The following is a 23,584-nucleotide window of genomic DNA, read 5'->3' as shown; positions in this document are numbered from 1 at the left end:
AGACGGCCGAACGGCCTATCTGAACTCGTCAGGAATGCAGACCCTATGATCTCATGATGACGTCGCAGTTTAGCCGTAAGACTATATTAAAGGGTTAACGCTTGTCCGAGCGTTCAATATGTTCACCTTCGAGGGATAACTCATGGCTTCGGAATCTGTTTGGGACTATCCAAGGCCACCGCGCGCCGAGCGGATCCAGCGACGTGCCGTGCTGACCTACGCAGGCGTAATCGTTGCCGACACCGATGATGTGGTCCGTGTGCTGGAGACCTCGCATCCGCCGACGTACTATCTGCCGCGGACGGCGTTTGGCGACCAGATCGTGCCGGTCCAACGACAGACTTTCTGCGAGTGGAAGGGAATGGCCAGCTACGTCGACCTCGTCACGCCCGACGCGACGGCGCTACGGGAGGTGGGCTGGTGGTACGCGGATCCGTCGGCCGACTACCGCGAACTGACCGACCGGGTCGCCGTTTACGCGACCCCGTTCGACGAGGTGACCTTGGACGGTGTGGAAGTCATCCCACAGCCGGGCGATTTCTACGGCGGCTGGATTACGCCCGACATCATCGGGCCATTCAAAGGTGGACCCGGCACTTGGGGATGGTGATCCACCCGCTGCGGCCTCTCCCGCTGATGAGCCTTAGGCGATCGCATAGTTGCCGTGGATAGCATCGCTGGCGTTGTCACTGTCGGCGGTCGCCAAGACGAACGAATGCGTCGACTTGCAGAGTTCACCGGTACCTCACCTCCGTCAGGCATGACCCGCCGCAACCTGCTGGTGTTGCCAGAGCCCCACTCGCGACAGTCACAGATACAATCCAGCGTAGGTGAAAGGTACCGACGGTGTAGGTCTCGATGACCCGAAAGAATGCATCGTTGACCGCTTCGGCCGCATCGGGAGCGTCCTTATTTTATCCCGGGCGAGCGCCCGATTGTTTGCCTCTGTGCCCCGCAGCCGAGCTCGGCGGATTGGTACCCGGCAACCAACTGCCCTAGTGGCCTTGATCAACAAAATTCAGAGTGTCTGGGCGACCGCGCGGGCTGTGTCGACGAAGTGCTGGACTGCTGGGGAGATGTTGTTGCGGTGCCAGGCGAGTTGGAGGGACACCACCGGTGGTGAGCCGGTCAGTGGCCGGAACTGGATGCCGACCATCCGGAGGTTGGAGTAATACGCCGGCTGCAGAGAGATCCCCAGCCCACTCGCGACGAGCCCCAGCTGGGTCTCGATGTCGGCGCCTTCGGCGACGATGTCCGGGCTGAATCCGTGTTCGCGGCAGTAGCCGATGATGATGTCGTAGAACTCGGCGCCCAGCTGTCGCGGCCAGAGGATGAAATGTTCGCGCGCGAGGTCGCCGGGCCGGATCTGTGCCTGGTTGGCGTAGCGGTGATCATCAGGCAGGACCACGACGAGCGGTTCGGACACCAGTTGTTCAAGGCAAAGCGCGGGATGTGGCCTCGCCTCGCGGACGATGGCGACATCGAGCCTACGGTCCGCGAGTGCGAGCAACTGTGCGTCGGTGTCCAGCTGGGTGACCTCGAACCGCAGATCGGGGGCCTCTTGCCGCAGTGCTCGCATGATGCGTGGGGCGATGCTGGTCAGGGCCGTTCCGACGGACCCGATCGCCAAGGTGCCCGCAGTGCCGTCCGCTGCCTTGCGGACGCGGTCGACGGCACGGTCGACTTCGAACAGGATCCGTGGAGCCGCCTCAAGCAGCGCTTCGCCGGCCGGTGTCAGCTCAACCATCCTGCTGGTCCGGACGAATAGTGGTACGCCGAGACTGTCCTCGAGTGCCTTGATCTGCTGGCTCAACGCGGACTGGCTGACGTGAAGTCGTTTCGCGGTACGGCTGAAATGCAGTTCCGTGGCAGTGACGATGAACGAACGCAGCGAGCGCAGCTCCAGAGCCATAAGTGGATCCTTATCGAAGGTCCACCTCTGCGCAATGCCGCCTTGTTGTTTTGGCATCTTCTGCGGCCGCAAGATGGAGGCGGAGGTCTTCCCAGCACCGGACGGAATGGAGTTGTACGCGCATGTCTGTCCACTCTCCGCCTCGGACCGAGCTGATTGACCAGGCGTATCGCGAAGGATATTCGCTGCCACAGGTCGCATACACGAACGAGAACATTTTTGCCGCAGAAATGGCAAATGTATTCCTGGCGAACTGGTTGTTCGCCGCTCCGTCGAGCGCGATCCCCACCGAAGGTCAGCTGACCTGGAGTGTGGCGGGCGAGTCGGTGGTCCTCAGCCGAACCGCTGACGACGTGCTGCACGCACACCACAATGTCTGCCGGCACCGGGGTTCCCGGCTATTGCCTGACGGCCGCAGGCGTTCCCGGGCCATCGTGTGTGGCTATCACGCCTGGTCCTACGGCCTCGACGGTGCATTTCGGGCGGCGGGCAACATGGGCGACCATTTCCGTAGCCGATGTGGACCGAATCTCGGATTGCAGCCGGTGCACGTACGGGAATGCTCGGGTTTCGTTTTTGTGTGTTTCGCCGTTGATCCACCACCGTTCGACGGAGCCGCCTCAGCTATCAGGCAGCACGTGTCAGCGTACGAGATCGAGCGGACCCAGGAAGTCGCGCGTTATCACTACCGAGTGGCTGCGAACTGGAAAATTCTGGTCGAAAACAACCGCGAATGCTATCACTGCCGGCCGAATCATCCGGAATTCTGCTTGTCGAATTTCGACCTCGGCATGAATGGCGACCGCAGGACCAATGCCGCGTACGACGCTCAGGTGTCCCTTCAACGCCAACGATGGCACGAACAAGAACTGCCCTCGCAGGCGTTTGACTTCCCGGACGGTTCGTTTTACCGGGTGGCCCGGTTGCCGCTTCGGGACGGGTTCGAGACGGAAAGCATGTCTGGGCGTCTGGTCGCACCGCCGCTTGGCCGGTTGGCGGGCACATCCGGCGGCGGAATGTACGCGGGCAGCGTCCGTATCGTGACTTTGCCGAACTCGTGGAACCACGTGAACGCCGACTATGTGGTCACCAGCCGCCTCACACCCGTACGCGTCGATGTGACCGATGTCGAGGTCACCTTCCTGGTCCGCGACGACGCGCGCGCGGGGGCCGACTTCGCCCTTGATGACGTGGTGACGGTGTGGAAGGAGACCTCAGAGCAGGACTGGGGCCTCTGTGAACGGAACTTCGCCGGTGTCCGGTCGCGCGGCTATCTGCCCGGCCCCCTCTCGCCGGTCACCGAGCAATCGGTGATGGAGTTCCACCAATGGTGGCTGCGCCCCTCCGCGCCGCGGCATCATCCCCCATCCTTGCACCAAAAGGAGGCTAGATGTCCGACCTTCCATCTTCCGCCGAGTTCGTTGTCGTCGGTGCGGGCATCCACGGCCTTTCCACCGCGTGGCACCTAGCCAAGGCGCTGAATGCGCGCGGCGTGACCGATCCGGACATCGTCGTACTCGACAAGACTGGCACCGGCGCGGGCGCGTCTGGGATCGCGTGTGGTGTGGTGCGAAACAACTATTACCAGCCGGCCATGCGCGAACTCATGGCTCACTCAGTGCGCATCTGGGAGGAGAACGCCCAGGATTTCTCCTACCATGATGTGGGTTACCTGCAGATCTCACCGGCGCGCATGACCGCCGACGTAGCCGAGATATATGAGCAACAACGCGCGATCGGCTACGCGTCCACGTTCGTGGATGGCACGGCGGACACCGGCCGATACCTCCGCAACCTGTTTCCCGACTGGCGAGCGCAGAACATTTGCAGTGTCCTACATGAGAAACACGGCGGATACGCCAACAACATGGCGTCCGTACGTGGGCTGGCTCGCAAAGCTTTGGCTGCCGGTGTACGCATCATCGACCACACAACGGTGCAGGATTTCGACATCGATGGCGGCGCGGTGACCGTCGTACGTACCAACCTCGGCACCGTACGATGCGGCCAGGTGGTCATCGCCGTCGGACCCTGGATCCGGGACCTGTGGCGCATGCTCGACCTCCCCGAGACGGTCACCATCCCAACCCCGGACGGCGGCTGCGTCGAGCGGGCAATGTGGCGATACTGGCTGCTCCAAGAGGGCACCCTGAAAGTCGAGCCCGGGTTTCTGACCGACCGCAACGGCGCCATGCCGCCCGTGGTGCATGTGGACAGCGACGCCGTTCTCCACGACGAAGACGGCGCACTCGTGACCGACTCGCTGTGGGGTATCTACTTCAAGCCGGACTCCCATTTCGGCGGCGTCCAAGGTGGCGCCACACCGACACCGGTCCATCGCCCTGCGGACGAGGTCGCAGTGGATCCTTATGGTCCGGCGAGCCCGGATTACGTGACAGGCGAAGGATTCACGCAGATGTGGCCCGCCGCGCTTGCCCATTGCCTGGGACGGTTCGAGGGCACGGCGCACCTGCTGTCCCGGGAACCGTCCGGAGGACTTGGTTGCTTCACCCCGGACAGCTTTCCGGTTTTCGACAGGTTCCACGACAATGTGACCGTTATAGCCGACTCCAACCACGGCTACAAAATGATCGGGGTAGGCGACCTCGTCGCACGTGACCTGCTCGGTACGCCGCAGCCGCTGCTGGCTCCGTTTCGATTGTCCCGCTTTGCCAATGGTCTGCCGCACCCAGTGAGCAACTCGCCCTTCCCCTGGAGCTGAAGGGACCGCGTTATGGACACTGCGCAAGTCGTCATCGTCGGCGGCGGCCTGGAGGGACTGGCCATCGCATGGGCACTGGCCGAGCGAGGCGTCACCGACATTGTCGTGCTGGAACGCAACACCCTTTGTTCCGGCGGCACGGCGAAGTCCAGCAGCGTCGTACGCTGCCACTACGGCGTACCCTCCCTTGCCGCCATGGCGTGGCACGGCATTGAGGTCTTCGCCCATGCCGAGGACGTGCTCGGCGCCGATGTCGGCTACCGCGACGTCGGCTATGCCGTAGGTGTCGGTGAGCAGAACCTGGCCGCCCTGCGCGACAACCTCGCTATGCAACGATCGTTGGGCATTCAGGTCGAAGAGATCACACCGGCTGACATGAGTGCGCTATGGCCCACCATGTTCGTCGGCGACTTCAGTGCCTTCGCGCTCGAACCCCGAGGCGGCGTAGGCGACGCCTACCGGACCGGCATGGCGTACGCCGCAGCCGCGCGCCGCCATGGCGTACGCATCATGCAGCACGCAACGGCCGTCACGTTGGCAACCGGCGCCGATGACCGCGTGAAGGGGGTCGAGACCGCCGCCGGTCACCGCATCGAAACGGACACCATCGTACTCGCCAACGGTGCCTGGGCCACCGCGCTGACCACCCCACTCGGCATCGACCTACCGGTACGGGCACAACGGGCGCAGATCGTGATGGTCACCTCCGGCGAACAACTCGGCGCCGCCCCGGTCGTGTCGGACCTGGTTGGCCTGCAGTACTTCCGCGTTGAACATTCGGGTGAGGTACTCGTGGGCAACAGCGATCACAGCTCGCCCGAGTACACCGACCCCGACACGTACCGCGACCACGCCGACGCCGGCACCGTTGAGGTCGTCGCGCAGAAGCTGACACACCGATTCCCTGCCTGGTCGCAGCCAGGCGTCGTCAACTCGTACGCCGGCTGCTACGACGTGACACCCGACTACAATCCCGTCATTGGTCCGGCACCCGTACCGGGGTTGTTCCTGGCCGTCGGGTTCAGCGGCCACGGCTTCAAGCTGGCCCCGGCAGTGGGTCGCCTGGTCGCCGACCTGCTCCTGGACGGCGCGAGCAGCGACCCGGCCGTCGACCACCAGGACTTCCGCTTCAGCCGGTTCGCGGACGGACGCCCACTGCTCAGTACGCATCGCTACGTCGGCGCCACCGAGATGCGGTGACGGCACCGACCCTGTCGGCACGGCTCGTGAGTGGGGTGGGCATCATGCGGGTCCTGCTCGGTCAGCTGGCATCGGCGCTCGGCGATGTCGACGCGAACCTGAACACCGCGACCAAAGTTGTGGCCGAAGCGGCCGCCCAGGACGTCGATCTCGTCGTATTCCCCGAACTCTTCCTGCACGGCTACGCCCTCGGCCGCATCGGAGACGACCGGTCGATCCCGGCAACCGACGAGCGCCTGCGCGAGCTCTCCACATTAGGCCCAGACGTGTTGATCGGCTATCACGAAGACGGCGGCTCCCGTACGTACAACACGGCCAGCTACCTCTGCGCCGGCCGCACCGTGCACCCACACCGCAAGCTATTCCTGCCGACGTACCTCACCTGGGAGGAACGTAAGCACGTCAACCCCGGCCAGTCCATGCGCAGCTACGACACCCCCTTCGGCCGCATGGCCACATTGCTCTGCAACGACGCATGGCAAGCCGTACTCCCCTGGCTCGCCGTCCAAGACGGCGCCGAGGTGCTACTCGTACCGACCAACAGCGCCACCTCGCCGGACCCAGCACGTACCGAACCGGTGTCACTGGACACCGTCATCTATTGGCAACAACTGCTCATTTCCATCGCACGTATGCAGCAATGCTGGGTCGTTTTTGTCAACCGGGTCGGCATCGAGGCAGGAGTGACCTTCTGGGGCGGATCCCAGGTCATCAACCCATCCGGTGAGATCATCGGTGCAGCTCCGAAATGGCACCAGGCCATGCATGTCGTGGACATCGACGTCCACGCCGCAAAACGACGTCGACGATCTATGCCACTGGTAAACGAGGCGCGCCTCGGCCTGATCGGTCGTGAGATCGACCGCCTGATCAAAGAAGGCGGTGACGCCTGATGTACATGCCCGCTGGCCCGCGCACGCTGAGCCCCGATGTGGGTTTCACATGATCGAGCCGGGGACCAACGCCACGTAGAAGGACCGATGCGGCGCAGGCGTTGCCAACCTCACGACCCCGTACCTGGCTTACTTGCCTCAGCGACTGCCGGCGCCGGCGGCCGAAGCGTCACTTCCAGGACGCCGTGTTTGACGGTCGGCCGTGCTGCTGATGGATATCCCATGCTCGCCAGAGGAGGGCACATTCACGTCTTAGTGGCGGTGCATCGGGTTTCATTGGCCAACGATTATGCGCAGCGTTGGAAAAGGCAGGGCACAACGTATACGCGATGACCCGACGTCCGAAGCATTACGACGGCGCAGGCTCACCGATTTTCGGGGACGTCAGTGATCAGCACTCGTTGCGTACGGCGAGGAGAAACGCCGAGACTGCCTATTACTTCGTACATTCGCTGGGCAAGAGCGACTTCATTGAGCGCGATGCTGAAGCGGTGAAGGCCTCCGCCTGCGGTGCTGCCGACAAGAATCTGGAACGCGTCATCTACCTCGGTAGGCTGGCGATAACACCGATGACCTGTCGGCGCACTTACGCAGCCGGCGAGAGGTCGAGTACTTGCTCGCGTCAACCGGCTTACCAGTGACCGTGCTACGGGCTGGGCTCATAGTCGGCCACGGAGGGGATCTCATGGGAGATCACCCTCAACTGGTGGAGCACCAACGGCGGTGGTGACCCCGCCGTGGGTCCGCACCCATACGCAGCCCACCGTGGTCGCGGACGTCGTCCGCTGTCTCGTCGGAGTCCTGGACCAGGCCGACGCGCGGGGCCGGACCTTCGACATCGGAGGTCCAGACGTGATGTCCGACCTGGACATGATGCGAAGGGTCGCGGTCATCGAGGCCGGCAGTTTTTCGTGTTGCCGGTCCCGCCGTTGTCACCGCAGCTTTCGTCGTAACTGGCTGGCGCTGGTTACCGACGTGGACGTTCAGGCCGCCCGGGCGCTGATCGACTCGATGACCAACGAGGGGCTCGTACGCGACGACACATCAGACATGTCGTCAAGTTCAGCCCGATGGAGTACGACGACGCAGTATTGCAAGCGCTCCGACAAACGCGCGAAAACGAGGGAACGCATGGTAAAGCCGTGGTGGCGAGGTCAGGGAATGCCCCGCCGCCGCAGGGTGGTCGCTGGTACGGCCGTCGCTGGGACAACTCTGCTGGGTCTGTCACTATCGACCAAACCCGGATCGTCCAAGTTCTACGGCATCACCAGTGTGGTGGCCGGCATCTGGTTGGCAGGCGGACTTGCATCCGGTCCCCTGCACCGCGGCCACACCGTACGCGGCAACCGCCGACCAGTCATGGGACCGGTCCCGGTCGGCGTGGGCGCCTTTGGTGCCTTTGCCGCCACCACGGTAGTGGCCAGATGAATCCCGCCGCCGTGCAACGCCATCGCCGGCATCCTGCAGTACGCACACCAAGGCAGGTCGCCACTTGTACCCGTTGATTACCTTGGCCAACGGCGCGGCGAAGGAGATTCTCTTCCGCGGCGCGGTATATGTGGCCGCTGGTGACGGTGCGCCAGTGACAGTCTCGACCGCTATTTACGCGGTGGCCACCACCGCGACCGGCAATCTCGCCCTAGTTCTCGCCTCGCTTCCGATGGGTACGCTGTTCGCGCTACAGCGCCGTACGACCGGCGGCGTCCAAGCCCCTTAATCACCCACCTGACCTGGTCAGCTCTGATTCTCACCTTCCTGCCATCACTGTTCGCAAACCCCATCTGCCCGAGCGCTTAGCCCTCCCCCACTGGATGAGAACGAACAGACGCGAATATGGGTGAGCCATGCCACGCCCACCACAAAACGGTTTCAGCCGAATCGAGCCCTCCGCCAGGGGTGACGATCTTCGCCCAGGCGACGGTGAGAGCCGCGATTGCCGAGCCGGTAACAATCGCAGCACTGCCAACGGAGTACGCGCTCCCCGCCAACAGTTTGGCGTATTGCACAAGCCACCGAGCCACGAGCTCAGGATGCTCGACGCAGTTCCAGCCTGAGTCGACCAGGCAGAGCCTGATGTTCCGTCTACCTCAGGGAAGCGTCGCGCACGAATGACACTCGTACGGCTGAGTCTCAAACTGGGACTCCGTGACCGTTCCAGGACAGGCGTGTGACCTTTGTTGTCCGGAACCCGTTGCATTCCACGCACACATCGAGCGGTGAGGTGGTCGTATGCCTAGTCTCGGACGCCTTACGACGGAGAGGGCTCGAACTATCCGCGGTCAGCTGTGCCCGAACCCACTCGACATGGAGTACAGGTGAAACGCACCCTCGCACTGATCATCGCGATCGCGGCGGCCATGCCGGTAATGGCAGCTCCTCAGGGCGCATCAGCTAATGCCGTAAGTCCCATGCCCTCGGTGTACACGCACCAAGACTTTATGTCGCCTACCTTGTGCGATCTGCCGGACACCAAGGCGAGATTAAGAGGCGCTGGCGCGCCCACTATTGCGAACAACGACCTGACATCTACATGAGGGAATCGTACGCGGACTACGCCTGATCAGAACAATTCACAACATTATGTGGGATTAGCACAGCGATCACGATACACACCTGGTCAGGTGCCTGCGATTCGTGGCTTGGCCTTCTGCGGCTGCCTGCGCCATGTCGCTGTGGTAGACACCAGTCACCAGATGCTCCATCTCGCTCCCTTACCCCCCGGGCACCTTTGCCGCAGCGCCTTACTCCGATCACCGCGGAATCGAACCTTTGCACCAGTTAGGCCAACATCTCGACGTTCATCCCCAGCATTTCGCGAGCGTAACCCGACCGGACCGGCGATTTCACCGATGCGACCGGCGTGCCCACGCTCGTACGGTCGCCTCATGACTATTGAAGAGTTTCTCGCCAAATGGACCACCGCCGAGCGTGACGGCGACACAACCGCCGTCGAGCCTTGGCTGACCGACGACTGTTAACGACTCGGTTGTGCGGGCCAACTGCATGTCAACGATCGCGATGTCCGGTAGCCCCGCAGCGGCGCAGGCTCTCGGGACAGAAGAATCGCCTGTCCACCGACAGCATCCCGACTCTTTTAGCCGCAGTGAACCGACTTTTGTTGGTGACAAACTTTTATTGAGCCACGAGCGCGTCTGGTCACCAACACAACGTCCAGGATTTATGAAAGAGTTGTCATGGATGTCGAGCGTACCTTCGCCGTTCGCCAGCCAGTCCGCCACCTGTTTGAGTGTCTGAAGGATTTCGCCAACACCGAAGCCTGGGATCCTGGTACGGCGATTTGTACCAGGGTTGACGCCAGGCCCATCGAGACTGCCGTCAACCCTGGTACAATAAATCGGAATTCCGGAGCCGTCGCGCTGAACTCACCTACCGGCTCTTCCATGTGGAAGAGACCAGACTGGCTTTTGTAGGAAAAAACAGGATCGCGACAGCGACGGTCGATCTCAGTTTTACTGCTGACCCCAACGCACCACGATCACCTATCACGCGACGATCTTGTTCAATGGCATCGGCAGGCTGGCCGACCCGTTCCTCAAACCTGGCTTCAACTCCGTGGCCCAGATGGTCAAGGTACTGAACGCATTCTGACACCTTCACCCCGATCCAAGAGGTACCGCGACCGACAAAGTTTCACCCGCACATGCCGATGGTCGCGACGATCGACAAGTAGCCAGATCGGACAAGGTCCTGTATGTCGACCTGGCCACATTGCACCATCGCGATGCTGCAAATCGCAGCTCGCGCACCACCTCTCTGAGCTTGGGTCAAACAACAGAACCGATTGCAGTTCGCAGGATGTCAAAAATCTAGAAGCAGCCGCTGGATCTGAGTGCCGCCCTGGACTAGGAACACGCCGATTGCTGACCTGGCTACCCTGCCCTGACCGTCGCCTTCACGCCGCCCGTGCTGCTCAAGGTCCAGCCCGCGGCGCTCTCGAAGCCGGGATTGTGTACGTCCAGTCCGACCGTCTCGATGGTGTCTACGCCAACGTCGACGGGGAAATCTGTGACGGCCTTTTCCTCGCATAGTAGGAACGTCAGCGTCACGGCGCGTTTTCCACGTACCAGCTCGGAAATATCTATCGGCCCCTGCCAGTCTTGTCCGTTGATCCAGAGATACTGCCAGGGATCGAGGGTGTCGCGGGCGAATACGTTCTGACCGTCAACGCGCAGATATTTGATCTGAGTGTCACGCCGCGACGGCGGGCCGTCCCATTGGTCAATGTGCCAGAACGAAATCTCGTAGCGGGCTGACCGCGGGTCGACCCCTACGACCTGGCTCGCCGACGCGCACGCGCCTGCCGTTGTCGTCGTGTGCGGTGCGACCGCAAGGGAAAGCCGGCCCCGGCCGTACATGGCGTCGTTGCCGGCCGCGGCCGGTGGAATGGGCTCGGGCACGCAGCGGCGGCTGGCGTAGTTCGCGGCGATGGCGCGGCGGATCCGAGCTGGCCGGTCCGCCGCGTACAGGTCGATCAGGGGGTGTAGCTGCTGACTGTCGCCGGAAAGCACCCAGGCCGAGGTGTTCTCAAAACCAGGGTTGCGTACGGCAAAGCCGCTGCCGCGTACGTCGTCGATGCCGACATTCAGTGGAAAGCTGCCGACGCCGTTTCGTTCGTACAGCCGGAAGGCCAGTGCCACCTTGGCCTTTCCGCGCAGCGCCGCGGTCAGGTCGACCGATCGGTGTTGCCAACTGAATCCACCGTCGTCCTCCACATCGGATTCCCAGACCACTGCCCCGTCTACGAGCACCTGTTTGAAGTGATAGCCGGAACCCTCCGGCACGTTTGCGTAGCGGTCGAGGTCTGAAAAGTCCAGTCGGTAGGCCGAAACGTTCGGCTCGACAGTAACCACCTGGGTCGCCTGTGCGTAGTTTCCGGCCCTCGTACCCGATCCCGGCGACAGCGTGAATGCCAGTCGACCGGCCCCACGTTCCGCGTGGTTGTCCGAGCTCATCGCCGGTTTGTCGTCGACCTGCATGCCGTACGCCAGTAAGCCCTGGATCCGCCCATCAGCCGCATACGATCCGGCCGCACGCATGGTGTCATCGACATAGGACTCCGTCGGCGACACCGAGGCGTCGAGGAAACGGCCGCTATAAACCAGGAAAACGAGCCCGAGGCCGCGCGGCTGGGTTTGCGCCAGGATGGCGTCGATGGTCGTGCCGACCTCGGTCGCGTCTTGGGTGCCCGCGCCGCCGAGATAGGGGTGGATGATGCCGTCGATGTACGGGCCATACTTGTCGTAAAAACCGGCCCCGGTGGCGTCGCCGTAATAAGCCGTCGTGTAAAAGCCGAGATCGGGGTTGACCGCGTCCGCCGCGTCGACGATCTGCTGCATGTATTCCGGTGTGAACAGTTTTGCGTTGTCGCCAACGGTGAAGTCGTCGACGGCCCATGCCACCACATTCGGGTACTGGCGCGAAAGCAGAGCGATTTCCTTCGCCCATGCGACAAAGTCGAGCAGATACGGCCGCGAACAGCGACCGCGTGCGGCAAGTGGGCTGGAGTTGAAGCACTCCGACGGCGGCACCAGGTAGACCATCACCCTGATGCCGGCACGCTGGGCCGCAGGTGCGAACTCGCCGACCAGGTCGGCCCAGTCGGTCGGGGAATCCCAGACGCCGTACGTATACATGTTGGCGTTGACCGATCGCAGCCGCTGGATCAGCCGAGGGGTGTCGATGTGCCGATAGCCGTCCATGCGCGGCTTCAGCTCCCGCAGCGCCCCACCGACGGTGTTTCCACCGGTCATCGCGGACTTGATCCCGCCCGCTGGCACGACATGCGCGGCCACCTCGGCGGCAGAATGCGCGCGGTGGCGAGGATAGTCAGCGTGGGCCGGGGCAGGCCCGGCGAATAGGGCCAGTGCCGCGACCGTGGTGACAACGCGTGAACTAAGCCGGAGCACACCCACCTCGACCCTCCGAAATATCGAAGATAAATCCTGTAGACTGAAAATCGTGTCAGGTGTCCGTACGCTCGGACAAGCGTCCGGCCGGATCAGGCCACCGGAGTTCGAGGAATCCGAAAAAATCCGCAAGAAATTCAAGTGGCGCCAGCTCGACCAGGTTGTATCTCTGCAAGTCGCCAGCACGATTAGCGTTCGAGTGCGGTAGCCGCCATTTCACCGAGGGTGTTGAGGACGGTCCTGGTCGCCGGGTCAGGATTGTTGTTCTTCTTTCGATAAAAGGCGGCAATCTGCCGCCCGCCGATCCGGGCGCGGGTACGTGTCACGGCATCGCCGATCACAGATGCGGCGAGGGTGGAGTTCGGAACGATCGCGGCCCCGCGGCCGGCTGCGACCAGGGCGAGCACCGAAGGAAACTCAACGCAGACATCCTGAACCATCGGTGCGACGCCGGATTCGGTAGCGAGTCGGTCAAGAGCCTGGTCACAGGCGGTGCCCGGCGGCCCCGCGACCCACGACCGATCGGCCAGGTCAGCTACAGACTCGACGACCGCCGGCCAGCCCGGTGGCACGATCAGTTGATATGGATCGAACATCAGCCGACGCAACCCGCAGCCTTTAACAACGGGTTCCGCGGTTTGCGTATCGTATTCGGTCATCACGATGTCGAGATCACCCAATCGAAGAGCCGTCTCGACAGCGGGACCGTACCGTTCCACGACCACCGGGCGTACGGCCGGATGCGTGACGGCCAGCTGGCGCAATGCGGGCGCGACCAGCACACCGATAACGCTCTGAAACGCAGCTATCCGGACCCGCCCAGTCACTCGACCGGTCAGTCCGGCTAGGTCGCTTTCGGCTTGGCGCAATTGAGCGGAAATGCGTTCCGCGTGCACGGCCAGCAGCCGTCCGGCAGCGGTCAATGCCAGCTGCCGCCCAGCCCGATCCACCAGAGGCGTGCCGACTTCCCGCTCCAGCGCCTGAAGCTGTTGGGAGACAGCCGGCGGTGTCAGATGCAACGAGGCTGCTGCCGCCACCACACTCCCGCTGGTAGCCAACGCCTGCAGCACACGGAGCCTGCGCGGATCGATCATACGAAAGCTCCTCTTCCGTGTACGTGTAGTTAATTCACCTTTACTTTACTAGAACGCCGTGAACAGACTGGTCATATGATGAAAGAGGAACCCGTGATTATCAGGACTTGGTCCGCCCGTGCCACCGCTGCCGGCGCGAGCGATTACTGCGACTACTTCGCCCATACATTGCTGCCCGAACTGCGTAAACTCGCCGGCTTCGCAGGCGCGACCCTGCTCTCCCGCGACGTTGACGGCGAGGTCGAACTCACGGCACATACTCGATGGGAAACTGAGGACGCCATCCACGCATTCGCCGGCGATGACATCACCATCTCCATTGTCGAAACACAGGCACGAGCTTTTCTCCTGCACTTCGATCCTACGGCCAGTCGCCGCACAGTCTTAATTGAAACTCGCTGATGAACAAACGTCAGACAAGAACAAACCTTATAGCGACTGCACACCTCGACCGTACGCACTACGCCGTTGTTCGCTCTAGAATCCGCTGCGACTGAACTCGTGGCGATCAGACGACCACTGCCCTCGTCCACGAAATGAACAGAAGATGATCACGGAATGCTCAGCTTGGCCGGATACTCTGGGAGAACCAGGGGTATCTAACCGGCCCTCCTCCCAGGGCTCGACCAGCCGGAGTAGATGGAATCGCCCATCCGTTAGCTCACCACGAGCCGGCGTACTCGACGAGACGGCGACGGGCGCTAGGAATGAGCGAGGCCTGCGCCAGTTGGTCTCGTGGCACGGCATCAGCGCTTGTCGGCTTCTGCGAGCAGCCGGCGGATCACGTTCTGGATACGGTGGTTGGAAGGAAGTGGAAGGCCCGTGACGGCGGTGAGGTAAAGGCCGTCACCGGTGAATCGGATGATGTCGGCCAGGATGGGATCGGAGATCGCGGCACGCAGTCGGGTTGACCAGTCCTCGAACACAGCCGCCAACAGACTTCGGGTTCGGTCGGTGGTGGAGCCTGGGTCCGCCTGGACAGCGCTGATAACGGCCCAATAGTGGCGGGCCTCGTTACTATCCGGGCTGGATGTTTCCAGGAAGGTTCGTACGACGCCGTGCTTATCGGCTCGGGCGAGGTTTGCATCGGTAAAGGCGCGTAGTCGATCAGCCAAGCCTTCGACGAGTGCCGGCTTTGCGGGGAAGTGATAGAGCAGGCCTCCCTTGGACACGCCCGCGCGTTCGGCCACCTTCTCGATGGTGACCGTAGCGATTCCGTGTTCGATCAACTGGTCAACAAATGCGTCAAGGATGCGGTCTCTGGTGCCTGGCATGCCGAGTACTGTACCGTCTGGACGGTACATAATCTAGCATGGAGGTAGCACCTGATGGCAGACCTTCTGTTTCAATCGGCAACCCACGTCGCAGGCATGATCAAACGTGGCGAGATAACTTCTCGCGAGCTGACCGAACGACTACTCAGCCGAATCGATGAACACAACCCCAGAATCAACGCACTTGTCGAACTTCGCCGAGAACGTGCCCTGCGCGATGCGGACGCAGCCGACCGCGCACTGATGGATGGGACAGATGTAGGACCACTGCACGGCGTACCGATCACAATCAAGGACGCCTTCAATGTCGCCGACATGCACACCACGTGGGGCAACGCGCAATTCAGCGAGTATGTAGCGGAAACCGACGCTGCCGTAGTGGCACGACTGACAAAGTCTGGCGCGATCATCGTCGGCAAAGACAACCTCGCCTTCATGCTCGCCGACTTCGGTCAAACCAGTAATGATCTATACGGCACGACCGTCAACCCTTGGGATAGCCAGATGAGCCCTGGCGGGTCGTCTGGGGGTGCTGCGGCGGCGGTCGCGGCAGGAATAAGCTTCCTCGGCTACGGGTCCGACCTTGCCGGGTCGATCCGGATCCCTGCGAGTATGTGCGGTGTGTACGGACTGAAACCGTCGGCGGGAATTGTCCCGTTGGCTGGGTTTCAACCACCGGGGCCTCCGCCGAAACCCAACAGCCTCACGTTTATGTCAGCACTTGGGCCCATCGCGCGTTCGGCGGCCGACCTGCGTACAGCACTAGCCGTGACCGCAGGGCCAGACGGTGCGACTGGGGACGCATGGTCTTGGTCATTGCCCACGCCGCGACGATCCCGGCTGAGTGACTTCCGCGTCGGCGTGGTCTACGACGATCCGACCTGCCCGACCACGGCCGAGGTGGGCGATCGACTGTCCGACGTCGTTGACACGATAGCTCGCAGCGGAGCTCACGTCGCCGAGGGCTGGCCCACAGGCGTTGATCCTGCAGCAGTGTACGAAAGCTTCGGATTCCACGTTCAAGCGTTTTTCGCGTTCCAGGAACCCGGCTCAAGCACAACAAAACTCAGTGAATTTATCGAACATGACCACCGTCGTGCGAGCGTCGAGGCGGCGTGGGAACGGTACTTCGCCGACTTTGACGTTTTCCTGTGTCCAACATCCTTCACAACCGCGTTCGCGCACGATTTTCGCCCATTCCCCGAGCGCACCATTGCCACCGACAAAGGTGAGCGGCCATACACGGATCTGTCATTCTGGACTGCACATGCGTCGCTGCCGGGCCTGCCCGCTGTCTCGGCCCCTGTCGGACTGACACCAGGCGGCCTCCCGGTCGGATGTCAGATCATTGGACCTCGCCTCCACGACGACACACCCATCACCTTCGCCGAACTCCTGGCAGATCACCTCGGCGGCTATCAGCCACCACCGCTATGACAGACCCGGCCAGTCCCAGGAGATCCGATGGCTCGCCGGAGCGGGGGCTCACGTCAGTGGTATTGCGGTCGCCGTCGCGAGCGCGTGTACACCGGCGCGAGTTCGCGATGTGGTCTTGCGCTGCTCGGACTCGAGGTAGTCGAGGACGTCGGCGCGCATGGCAGTGAACACGATATGGGCAAGGTATTCGGGGTCTGGGACATCGTGAGCGTCTTGGATACGGCGAGCCAGTTCACCAATCCAGAATTGGCTCGCGGGGTTGGCGTAGTAGGCGTCCGGGCGACGGTGTTCGATCGCGCGGATCAGGATGCGGTTGTCCAGGACGAAGTCGAATCAGGGCGTCGAGAATGCGTGTAGCCGGTCATGTGCGGTGCCGCCAGGCCCACGTGGTGGATCCCCGCCCGGCCGGAGGCAACCTTTCCACGGATGTGAAGCGTCCACTAGGCGTGGGAGTGGCGGGAACGATGTCAGGGGTGTCCGAATGGTGATCGAGGATTCCACCGATGTGGACTTCACGACCTTCGTGGACGTGCATGGGCAACAGTTGCTACGGACCGCGTTTCTGTTGGTGGGGGACGCTCACCGGGCCGAGGACATGCTGCAGACGGCGTTGGTCAAGGCGTACGAACATTGGGGGCGAATCCGGGAGCCGACGGCAGCCTATGCGTACGTACGCAAATGCCTCGCGAACACAGTCGTCTCATGGCGGCGTCTGCGGATGACGCACGAGCGCCCAACCGAGATCCTCCCCGATACCTCGACGCCCGACGTTTCACACAGCCATGCCGAGTCGATGGCGATGGGGCATTACTTGCGGCTGTTGCCGCGCAGGCAGCGTGCCGTGCTGGTGCTCCGGTTCTACGAGGACCTGTCCGAGGCTGAGGTGGCACGCACCCTGGGTGTCAGCACCGGAACGGTGAAAAGTACAACTTCTCGTGGACTTGCTCGGTTGCGGGATCTGATGGGTGAGTCGCAGACAATTGAGGTGAACCGATGAATCCGCAGATTCACGACCGGCTCCGGGAGAGCCTCACTCACGAGGCCAACACCGCACCCTTGCTAGCTCTAAGAGCCAGCTCCATTATTAAAAAAGGGCGCCGCCACAGGCGGGTCAAACGCGTCGCCGTCGTCGCCACCGCTGTCGTCGCCGTACTCGCGGTAACCGGAGCTTCCCTACTGGCCGGCAACTTTATTGGCGGGCAGGGCAAACCACCGCCACCGCCGGCCGCCTCTGGCAAGGCCATAGGCGCCGACCAGCCGCAGGTCGCCATTCTCGACAGCCACGGCATTCACCTTCCCGGCGGTCGTACGGTCCCGGTTCGGACGCCCAAGTACGGGGTTGAGTGGTTGACGATCGACCCTGTGAGCGGTGGATGGGTGATAGACAATACTCTGGAGGTGGAAATGGTCCGGTCGGACGGGACCGCGAAGACGCTGGTGTCAGAAAACCCGGCCGGGCGGTTGGTGAGAGTCACGGCCCTCGCGTCCCCCGATGGGCGACAGATAGCGGTGAGCACAACCGTCGAGCAAGGCCCTGGCACCGTGAAGGTCTTTGATACAGCAACCGGCTCCGTCACAGCATCGACGGCATCAGGTTCCTCGACTGCCTATCGCTGGTTCAAGAACAAAATAGTCCTGCGCACCCAGACTCCGCAGGCTGACGAAACGGCAACAACTCCAGTATCTCTTTGGGACCCTGCCGCGGGTCCGTGGGATCAAAAGATGACCACTGCCTCTCTGGGGTTGTTCGGTGCCACCGCGGATGGCACAAGAATGGCCGCATACGCCACGACCTCGTCCTCGCTCTGTCTGGGATTGGTCGACCCTGCCAATAACTTTACAATGAGGGCGAAACAGTGCAGCTCAAAACGTGAGGACATCGTCTATGCTGCCATGTCGCCGGACCGCACGCGGCTGATTCTGAGCGTTCTTCTCAGCGGCGACCTGGAAAGTAGGCGAATAATGCGAGTGACCGGCCAAGGGCTTAAACTTGAGCACGAACTGTCTAATCCAACGAATATCGATGACAATGTCGCGGTGTGGGAAACGAACAATCTCGTCGACCTGTTCTCGGTGGAATCGATACCCACGCCTACGCAGGTACGCTTGCTCCAGTGCCACACAGACATCGGGACCTGCCGCGAAGTGGCTGGTGGCTACTCAACAGCCGGCTTGGGCCTCATCACCAATCTGGCTCCGGAGTCCTGATGTCCACGACGGGCTGCGTGCGCCAATCTGTATCAATCCACCCACCGATTCGCGCCGAGCGAAATCCTTGCCCTGCGGTGAGTACAGCCGGCGCCTCTCGGAATCTGTCGACCACTGCCACTACCACGCTCGCGCGGGGCCTGCTCGTTCCTTGTCGGTGGCCGTCCGCAGGTAGTCGAGTAGCGTCGAGCGGAGGCGTCGGCGTCCGAAGCCGTTCAAGACCGGCTTGACGAACTGACGGTTGAAGCTCGGATCCGGGCCGTAGACAGGCGCCTTGATCAGCATGTCGAAGGACGCATCAGACAGTGTCAGTCCTTGGCCGCACGCATCTCCCAGCGCCGCACGCGCCAGCAGTTCCCAGCGCTGCTGATCGCCAGGCTCTGTTCAGGGTCGATGTCGATCCCTAGCGTATGGACGACGTCTACCAGGCGTCGTAGGAATGGAGCCGTTCCGTCGTCCGTTCGCGCTGGCAGTGGCATCAACCTCCGTACAGCACTCACCGCGTCATTGCGGCCGGTGTGTCCACACCTGCAGTCAACTTGTCCTGCCTTGTTCCTCGTCGGAGGCCGCCGGATCAATGGCCGGGATGTCGGCGATCCTGCCACGGAGGATGTTGAATGCGTCCTTGCATGACACAGTGACGCCAATCCATCTGTGATCGACGAACTTGATCAGCGGGAAGCCGGTGATACGGCCGCGGACAACACCAGAAGCGGTCGGCACGGCGATGACGTCGCCGACCTTGGGGTTGTAGCCAGTCGCCAGCAGCTCGCCCGCGAGGAGGACGTCCCCGGAGCCACTCCAGTCTCGTTCCACCTGATCAATGCGGAATTGGAAGCTGGTCATAACTACAATCATCGACCAAGCGACGCGTGCGTAGGATCAAACATGGCAAAGGCTGTAGCTCTGGTCGTGCGGTCTGCACCATAGCGCATGGTCGAACACGGTGCCCTCAGTGTCACCCGGGAGGCTTACGACACTGTTGCCCCCCACTTATGCCGAACTGTTCCGCGACACGCTGCGTAACAGTCCCCTGGACCGCGCCATCCTGGGTGCCTTCGCCGAGGTCGTCAACTCGTGAAGTCCGCATGATAGCCATCCCCACCCGAACCCGCCTCCGCTGGGCGCGAATCACAAATTCGGCGCAACTCTAGTGAAAAATTGAACAGATCCACGATCGGTGGCCTACACATGGGCTCATCGCGGCGTCGTGGCCGAGCTATCTCTTACTCAGAAAGAAATAGCAATCCGCTCAGGTCTCGTTTGTCGAACGGATACATGAGTCGCTCAAAGGACTCGAGTGTCTCCTGACCTTCGGCTATACGAGCGGAGGTGGTCTCAACGTCGCGCGACAACAGCTCCCGAGGCACCGGACCCAATCGCGGTGACGTCAAGCTGCTGGGGTTGATCGCGGCCGGCGATCACGCCGCCGTCGAACCCTTTCTTCCACCGACACCACAACGCCTGCCTCGCATCGGGGGCCCGCATCGTCACCGACCCCAGCGCCACAGCGGACATCTCACAAGAAGCATTTCTCTCAGTCTGGCTCCAGGCGAAGCGCTTCGACCCCGCACTTGGGACCGTCCGCACCTGGCTCGTCACGATTATCCACACAAGGCCACCGACTACATACGCCGCGCACGGCGCGACTGGAGGGATCCCGTTTCCGTTGATAGTGATGTTGATGTTCACTGGTCGTGACTGGGAGGATGGGAATGGGGACTCGGCGGAAATTCACCCCGGAGTATCGGGGTGAGGCTGTGGCCTTTGTTACTGATTCGGGTCGTGCCGTTTCGGATGTTGCTCGGAGTCTTGGTATTCGCGAAAATGCGTCGCCGTCAAAATTACTCAATCTGGCGCCCGAATCGTTGGACGGGCTGTACACCAGTTGGGGCATGGAAGGCTTGAATGACCGCCGTGCCTCATCGGGGCGACGCTCAATAGCGGGTTCGGCTGTCACGGCGCCGGTCTTGGTGGACAGCAGGATCAGAGCGGGCGAGCGGCTGTTGATCTGGGTCGATCGGCACGGCCGGCAGGCTGTGCCTCGCCACGTAACGGCTGCGGCCTCGTCGGCGATGGCGGCACAGTCGCTGCGGGTTGCGCTTTGTCGGCAGGCTACGACGCCGTTGTCAGTCGCCGACTCGACCGGGCCAGGACTGACCGATGGGCTGTGGCCTGGCCAGCTATGCCGCGTCTTTGCAGGCCACGTTCAGCTCATCGCTGCGACCTGCGGCGAGGGTCATATACGCCACGAAAGCCGCGATCAGCACTGCGAGCGCCAGACTGACCGGTCCGATTCCCCCCCAGCCGAGTCCATCTCTGCTGGCCACGCCAACCACAAGGTCGCCGCCAGCTAAGCCTGGCCACGCGTCATCGCCGCTGCCAGCCTGCGGATCACCGCAAGCTCCGAAGGGTCGTCGGCGACTGGCGCGTACTCGGTGATGGCTGCTCCGACCACGTTGCCCAATCCGCTGATCAGGTCGACAAGCTGCTGCGAGCGGACACCATCCGGTTCGGGATAGCCGACGGAGGCGAACTCGGTGGGATCGAGCACGTCCAGATCGACGTGGACATACACCGGGCCGATGACCGCTGCAAAAGCCTCTTCCAGATCAACGACACCGTATCTGCGCAGCCCCGTTTTCCTGATATATTCGTGCTCTGAAGCACCGCCAGCCCGCTCCCCCGCAAGAATCACCTGTCCTGGAGCCAAAGTCCAGCTCGGGGTGAGGGCCGGCGGGCCATCGCCGAGAAGTGTACGGACGCCCATCGCGTGGAACGCGCCCGTCTTGAGCTGTCCCGGTCCATACACGTCCGGATGGGCATCGATCCACAACACGGTCAATGCATCCCCGTAGCGTTCAGCAATGGCCGCGATAGGCAGCACGTCCACACTGCATTCACCTCCGATGATCAGGACAAAATCATCGAGCTGGGCTAGCGCGGCACCAATTTGTCTCTGGTTACCCACCAGGGTGTGAAGCGCACGCACACCGTCGACGATATCCACGGCACCGTCGCCGGTCGGGACAGTGACCACGGAATCGGCCGGCACCAGGTCGGCCGCCCTCCGCGCCCCCGACACCAGCCGGGGCGCCGTCGGCACCGCCGATCCTTGCCATTGCGGAACAGAAAGCACAATTGTCACGAAGTTGTCCTTTTCAGAGAACCAGAGAAGCGATCAGCATCAGCGGCGATCCGATCCAGCGACATGACTCGTCTTCATCTGTCCAGCCGGACCGGTGCTCGCGCAGCTGCCGCCGCATCTCGTCCACCTGCCAGGAAACCTCCACTTCCCCACCCTACGGGCAGACTTTGATCACCACCATGCCCAGGGAAAACGGCCGGCAGCTCTCCTCCGACGCTCGACCTCTGGTGTGCGACGGCACAGTGACCAAGCCCAGACCCACTGACTGGCAGAGATCCTCGCTTCGCGGACGCCCGACAAGCGTTCGGCCACCCGCCCAGCTCCTACCTGCCGACGAACTGGTCGGCTTCGGCGAGCTGGTACGAAAAGAATGTGCCGGGATAGGTGTGCGAAGGGCGACATCCCTATCGAGAGAGTGGAAGTGGCACACACGGACCTGCAGACCTTGGATCCGTCCGGGGAGTGCTCTCACCTGCGCAACTGTGGGCGCTGATGGCCGCAACCACACAAAACCTCGCCACCACGCACGTGCCCAAATGACGATTGTGGCCACGACCATCGTCACACCGCGACCCCTTGGACAGCGGCAGGCGAATGACAACTAAAAGTAGCGCGACATCGATCTGACAGCGCAGCCCCCTAATCTCAGATGTATGCACGGTAAGCGCTCCGGAGATCCTTGTAGAGGCCCGCGTCGCGCAGGGCATGGGAGCCGTCATGCTGACCCTGGCGACGTGAGTCTTGATAACACCCAAAATCTTGATCCACGGGTCTTGACTATTTCTCGTGGGTCCGATGCCGACCCGCTGACCGTTAACCGCTTGGAGGCAATTGGCGCCAGCTACCAGAGCGTAGTTGCCGCAGCACTGGAGAGTCGGCGGGTGGATCCGGCGAGGAACAGGCCCGCGAGGGTGGTATTGAGGGCGACCAATAGGAGTGGCAGGCCCACGGTCCCGTGATTGCTAAGCGCTATGAGGGTTGGCCCAGCGGTCACGGCCACGCCCGTGCCAATCCAGGCGAAGGTCGCCGGGAGATGGAGGCGTTTGTTGCTTCTGTCCCACACCAGCGCCATGACAGCGAGGCCTCCTGTAAAGATCAGCACGCCGGTGACAAAGAGAAGAGTCCGTTGCGCGACGGTGTCGAAGCCGCCCGGAGCTCCAGCGGCTCGTCCGAGTACTGACCACGCGACAAAGGCCATGGCACTGCCCACGGCAACGATCGTGCCTATGGCGGTCAACCAGCGCCGGCACCGAGATGCCGTTGCCAGACTCGCTGTCCGCGCCGAGAATGCCTCAGGCCAGCGATCGCGCACATAACCGGGAAACGCCGCGAGCAGGCCAATTGCCTGAACAACAAAGCCGCCGTACACAACGGCATAAACCCAATACTGGAGTCCGTTGCCGGCCGGAATCGCGGGTCCGCCCACGGTCGCCTGCGCTAGCAGGCCCAAGGGAATGCCCACCGCTATCGGTACGAGCAAACCGCTGCCTATCCACATGGGGACCAGCACCAGCAGCACTGGCAAGCGGCGTCCCCACCGGAATGTCAGCCCCAGCACCAGTGTCATCGCGCCCAATTCCATGGCAGCCGTGACAACATCCCCGACGACGTGCCGAAAGTCGATCAGCTCGGCTGCACCTGCCGGTCCAGCCGCCCCGGTGCTGATCCCCAGCACCCACAGTACTTTCAGTACCAAGTAGGGAAGGCAGGCCGTGATCGTCGCCCAGCAGACGGCCAACCGGAGCACCCCAGGTCGGACGTACCTCGTA

At 62.4% G+C, this 23,584-nt stretch carries 23 protein-coding genes and 1 pseudogene; 15 read left to right on the top strand and 9 right to left on the bottom strand.

Annotation, left to right across the window (positions count from 1 at the left end; all coding sequences use genetic code 11):
- Positions 1-142: 142 nt before the first annotated feature.
- A complete protein-coding gene (locus tag ABD301_RS11080; RefSeq protein WP_344309541.1) occupies positions 143-610 on the top strand; it encodes a DUF427 domain-containing protein in 468 nt (155 codons plus the stop codon).
- Positions 611-1,018: 408 nt separating this feature from the next.
- Here ABD301_RS11080 and ABD301_RS11075 read toward each other — a convergent pair whose 3' ends face one another.
- On the bottom strand, positions 1,019-1,912 hold the full coding sequence (locus ABD301_RS11075; protein ID WP_344309539.1) for a LysR family transcriptional regulator: 894 nt from the start codon (positions 1,910-1,912) through the stop codon (positions 1,019-1,021).
- A 230-nt stretch (positions 1,913-2,142) separates the two neighbouring features.
- Here ABD301_RS11075 and ABD301_RS11070 point away from each other — a divergent pair, with 230 nt between their 5' ends.
- The 7 genes from ABD301_RS11070 to ABD301_RS11040 all read left to right on the top strand — a co-directional run bounded on the left by ABD301_RS11070 (position 2,143) and on the right by ABD301_RS11040 (position 8,444).
- Positions 2,143-3,381, top strand: a complete 1,239-nt coding sequence (locus ABD301_RS11070; RefSeq protein WP_344309537.1) for an aromatic ring-hydroxylating oxygenase subunit alpha — start codon at positions 2,143-2,145, stop codon at positions 3,379-3,381.
- Positions 3,303-4,634 (top strand): NAD(P)/FAD-dependent oxidoreductase, encoded by a 1,332-nt coding sequence (locus ABD301_RS11065; RefSeq protein WP_344309535.1) that lies wholly within the window; start codon positions 3,303-3,305, stop codon positions 4,632-4,634. The genes ABD301_RS11070 and ABD301_RS11065 overlap by 79 nt, the downstream gene beginning before the upstream one ends.
- A 12-nt stretch (positions 4,635-4,646) precedes the next feature.
- Entirely contained in the window at positions 4,647-5,834 is a 1,188-nt protein-coding gene (locus ABD301_RS11060) for an NAD(P)/FAD-dependent oxidoreductase (protein WP_344309533.1), read from the top strand.
- Positions 5,835-5,878: 44 nt separating this feature from the next.
- Positions 5,879-6,727 carry a nitrilase-related carbon-nitrogen hydrolase gene (locus ABD301_RS11055; protein WP_344309531.1) on the top strand — a complete coding sequence of 283 codons (849 nt, stop codon included), beginning with the start codon at positions 5,879-5,881 and terminating at the stop codon, positions 6,725-6,727.
- Between the two features lie 215 nt (positions 6,728-6,942).
- Positions 6,943-7,368 carry an NAD(P)H-binding protein gene (locus tag ABD301_RS11050; RefSeq protein WP_279582344.1) on the top strand — a complete coding sequence of 142 codons (426 nt, stop codon included), beginning with the start codon at positions 6,943-6,945 and terminating at the stop codon, positions 7,366-7,368.
- Between the two features lie 124 nt (positions 7,369-7,492).
- Positions 7,493-8,155: a Rossmann-fold NAD(P)-binding domain-containing protein gene (locus ABD301_RS11045; protein ID WP_344309529.1), complete on the top strand. Its 663-nt coding sequence runs from the start codon at positions 7,493-7,495 to the stop codon at positions 8,153-8,155.
- A 64-nt stretch (positions 8,156-8,219) separates the two neighbouring features.
- Positions 8,220-8,444: a type II CAAX prenyl endopeptidase Rce1 family protein gene (locus ABD301_RS11040; protein WP_279582338.1), complete on the top strand. Its 225-nt coding sequence runs from the start codon at positions 8,220-8,222 to the stop codon at positions 8,442-8,444.
- A gap of 2,173 nt (positions 8,445-10,617) precedes the next feature.
- Here ABD301_RS11040 and ABD301_RS11035 read toward each other — a convergent pair.
- Both ABD301_RS11035 and ABD301_RS11030 read right to left on the bottom strand, forming a co-directional pair.
- Complete coding sequence (locus ABD301_RS11035) at positions 10,618-12,540, bottom strand: hypothetical protein (RefSeq protein WP_344309526.1); 1,923 nt, start codon at positions 12,538-12,540, stop codon at positions 10,618-10,620.
- A 302-nt stretch (positions 12,541-12,842) separates the two neighbouring features.
- The gene (locus ABD301_RS11030; RefSeq protein WP_163572266.1) at positions 12,843-13,748 is read right to left on the bottom strand and encodes a LysR family transcriptional regulator; all 906 of its coding nucleotides are present in this window, start codon (positions 13,746-13,748) and stop codon (positions 12,843-12,845) included.
- Between the two features lie 75 nt (positions 13,749-13,823).
- On the opposite strand from ABD301_RS11030, the gene ABD301_RS11025 reads away from it, so the two are divergent.
- Positions 13,824-14,150 (top strand): hypothetical protein, encoded by a 327-nt coding sequence (locus ABD301_RS11025; protein WP_163572265.1) that lies wholly within the window; start codon positions 13,824-13,826, stop codon positions 14,148-14,150.
- 344 nt (positions 14,151-14,494) lie between these two features.
- On the opposite strand, the gene ABD301_RS11020 is transcribed toward ABD301_RS11025, so the two are convergent.
- The gene (locus tag ABD301_RS11020) at positions 14,495-15,022 is read right to left on the bottom strand and encodes a TetR family transcriptional regulator (RefSeq protein WP_163572277.1); all 528 of its coding nucleotides are present in this window, start codon (positions 15,020-15,022) and stop codon (positions 14,495-14,497) included.
- A gap of 54 nt (positions 15,023-15,076) precedes the next feature.
- On the opposite strand from ABD301_RS11020, the gene ABD301_RS11015 reads away from it, so the two are divergent.
- The 3 genes from ABD301_RS11015 (at position 15,077) to ABD301_RS11005 (ending at position 18,667) form a co-directional block, all read left to right on the top strand.
- Positions 15,077-16,459 carry an amidase family protein gene (locus ABD301_RS11015; RefSeq protein WP_163572264.1) on the top strand — a complete coding sequence of 461 codons (1,383 nt, stop codon included), beginning with the start codon at positions 15,077-15,079 and terminating at the stop codon, positions 16,457-16,459.
- A 481-nt stretch (positions 16,460-16,940) separates the two neighbouring features.
- Positions 16,941-17,456 carry a SigE family RNA polymerase sigma factor gene (locus ABD301_RS11010; protein ID WP_344309520.1) on the top strand — a complete coding sequence of 172 codons (516 nt, stop codon included), beginning with the start codon at positions 16,941-16,943 and terminating at the stop codon, positions 17,454-17,456.
- Positions 17,453-18,667, top strand: coding sequence for a hypothetical protein (locus ABD301_RS11005; RefSeq protein WP_344309517.1), 1,215 nt, complete (start codon positions 17,453-17,455; stop codon positions 18,665-18,667). Before ABD301_RS11010 ends, ABD301_RS11005 begins: the two co-directional genes overlap by 4 nt.
- A gap of 534 nt (positions 18,668-19,201) precedes the next feature.
- Here the strand turns inward: ABD301_RS11005 and ABD301_RS11000 are convergent.
- Positions 19,202-19,513 carry a hypothetical protein gene (locus ABD301_RS11000; protein WP_163572260.1) on the bottom strand — a complete coding sequence of 104 codons (312 nt, stop codon included), beginning with the start codon at positions 19,511-19,513 and terminating at the stop codon, positions 19,202-19,204.
- A gap of 109 nt (positions 19,514-19,622) precedes the next feature.
- Between ABD301_RS11000 and ABD301_RS10995 the strand changes: the two genes are divergently transcribed.
- The 3 genes and pseudogenes from ABD301_RS10995 to ABD301_RS10990 all read left to right on the top strand — a co-directional run.
- Positions 19,623-19,748, top strand: a complete 126-nt coding sequence (locus tag ABD301_RS10995) for a hypothetical protein (RefSeq protein WP_279582332.1) — start codon at positions 19,623-19,625, stop codon at positions 19,746-19,748.
- A 339-nt stretch (positions 19,749-20,087) separates the two neighbouring features.
- A complete protein-coding gene (locus ABD301_RS42375) occupies positions 20,088-20,423 on the top strand; it encodes a sigma factor (RefSeq protein WP_425551930.1) in 336 nt (111 codons plus the stop codon).
- Positions 20,377-20,484, top strand: a pseudogene (locus ABD301_RS10990) (transposase); the annotation flags it as partial. The gene ABD301_RS42375 and the pseudogene ABD301_RS10990, both read left to right, overlap by 47 nt.
- A gap of 366 nt (positions 20,485-20,850) precedes the next feature.
- Here ABD301_RS10990 and ABD301_RS10985 read toward each other — a convergent pair.
- The 4 genes from ABD301_RS10985 to ABD301_RS10970 all read right to left on the bottom strand — a co-directional run bounded on the left by ABD301_RS10985 (position 20,851) and on the right by ABD301_RS10970 (position 23,553).
- A complete protein-coding gene (locus ABD301_RS10985; RefSeq protein WP_279582345.1) occupies positions 20,851-20,997 on the bottom strand; it encodes a hypothetical protein in 147 nt (48 codons plus the stop codon).
- A 23-nt stretch (positions 20,998-21,020) separates the two neighbouring features.
- Positions 21,021-21,815, bottom strand: a complete 795-nt coding sequence (locus ABD301_RS10980) for an arginase family protein (protein WP_344309514.1) — start codon at positions 21,813-21,815, stop codon at positions 21,021-21,023.
- Between the two features lie 13 nt (positions 21,816-21,828).
- Positions 21,829-21,960 (bottom strand): hypothetical protein, encoded by a 132-nt coding sequence (locus ABD301_RS10975; protein WP_279582331.1) that lies wholly within the window; start codon positions 21,958-21,960, stop codon positions 21,829-21,831.
- A gap of 696 nt (positions 21,961-22,656) precedes the next feature.
- Entirely contained in the window at positions 22,657-23,553 is an 897-nt protein-coding gene (locus ABD301_RS10970; protein WP_344309511.1) for a hypothetical protein, read from the bottom strand.
- Positions 23,554-23,584 lie beyond the last annotated feature (31 nt).

Origin of the sequence: Fodinicola feengrottensis (assembly GCF_039530045.1) — a bacterium.
Classification (GTDB): Bacteria; Actinomycetota; Actinomycetes; order Mycobacteriales; family HKI-0501; genus Fodinicola; species Fodinicola feengrottensis.
Note: the sequence above shows the minus strand (reverse complement) of the source record. Positions and strands in the feature narration are given on the sequence as shown.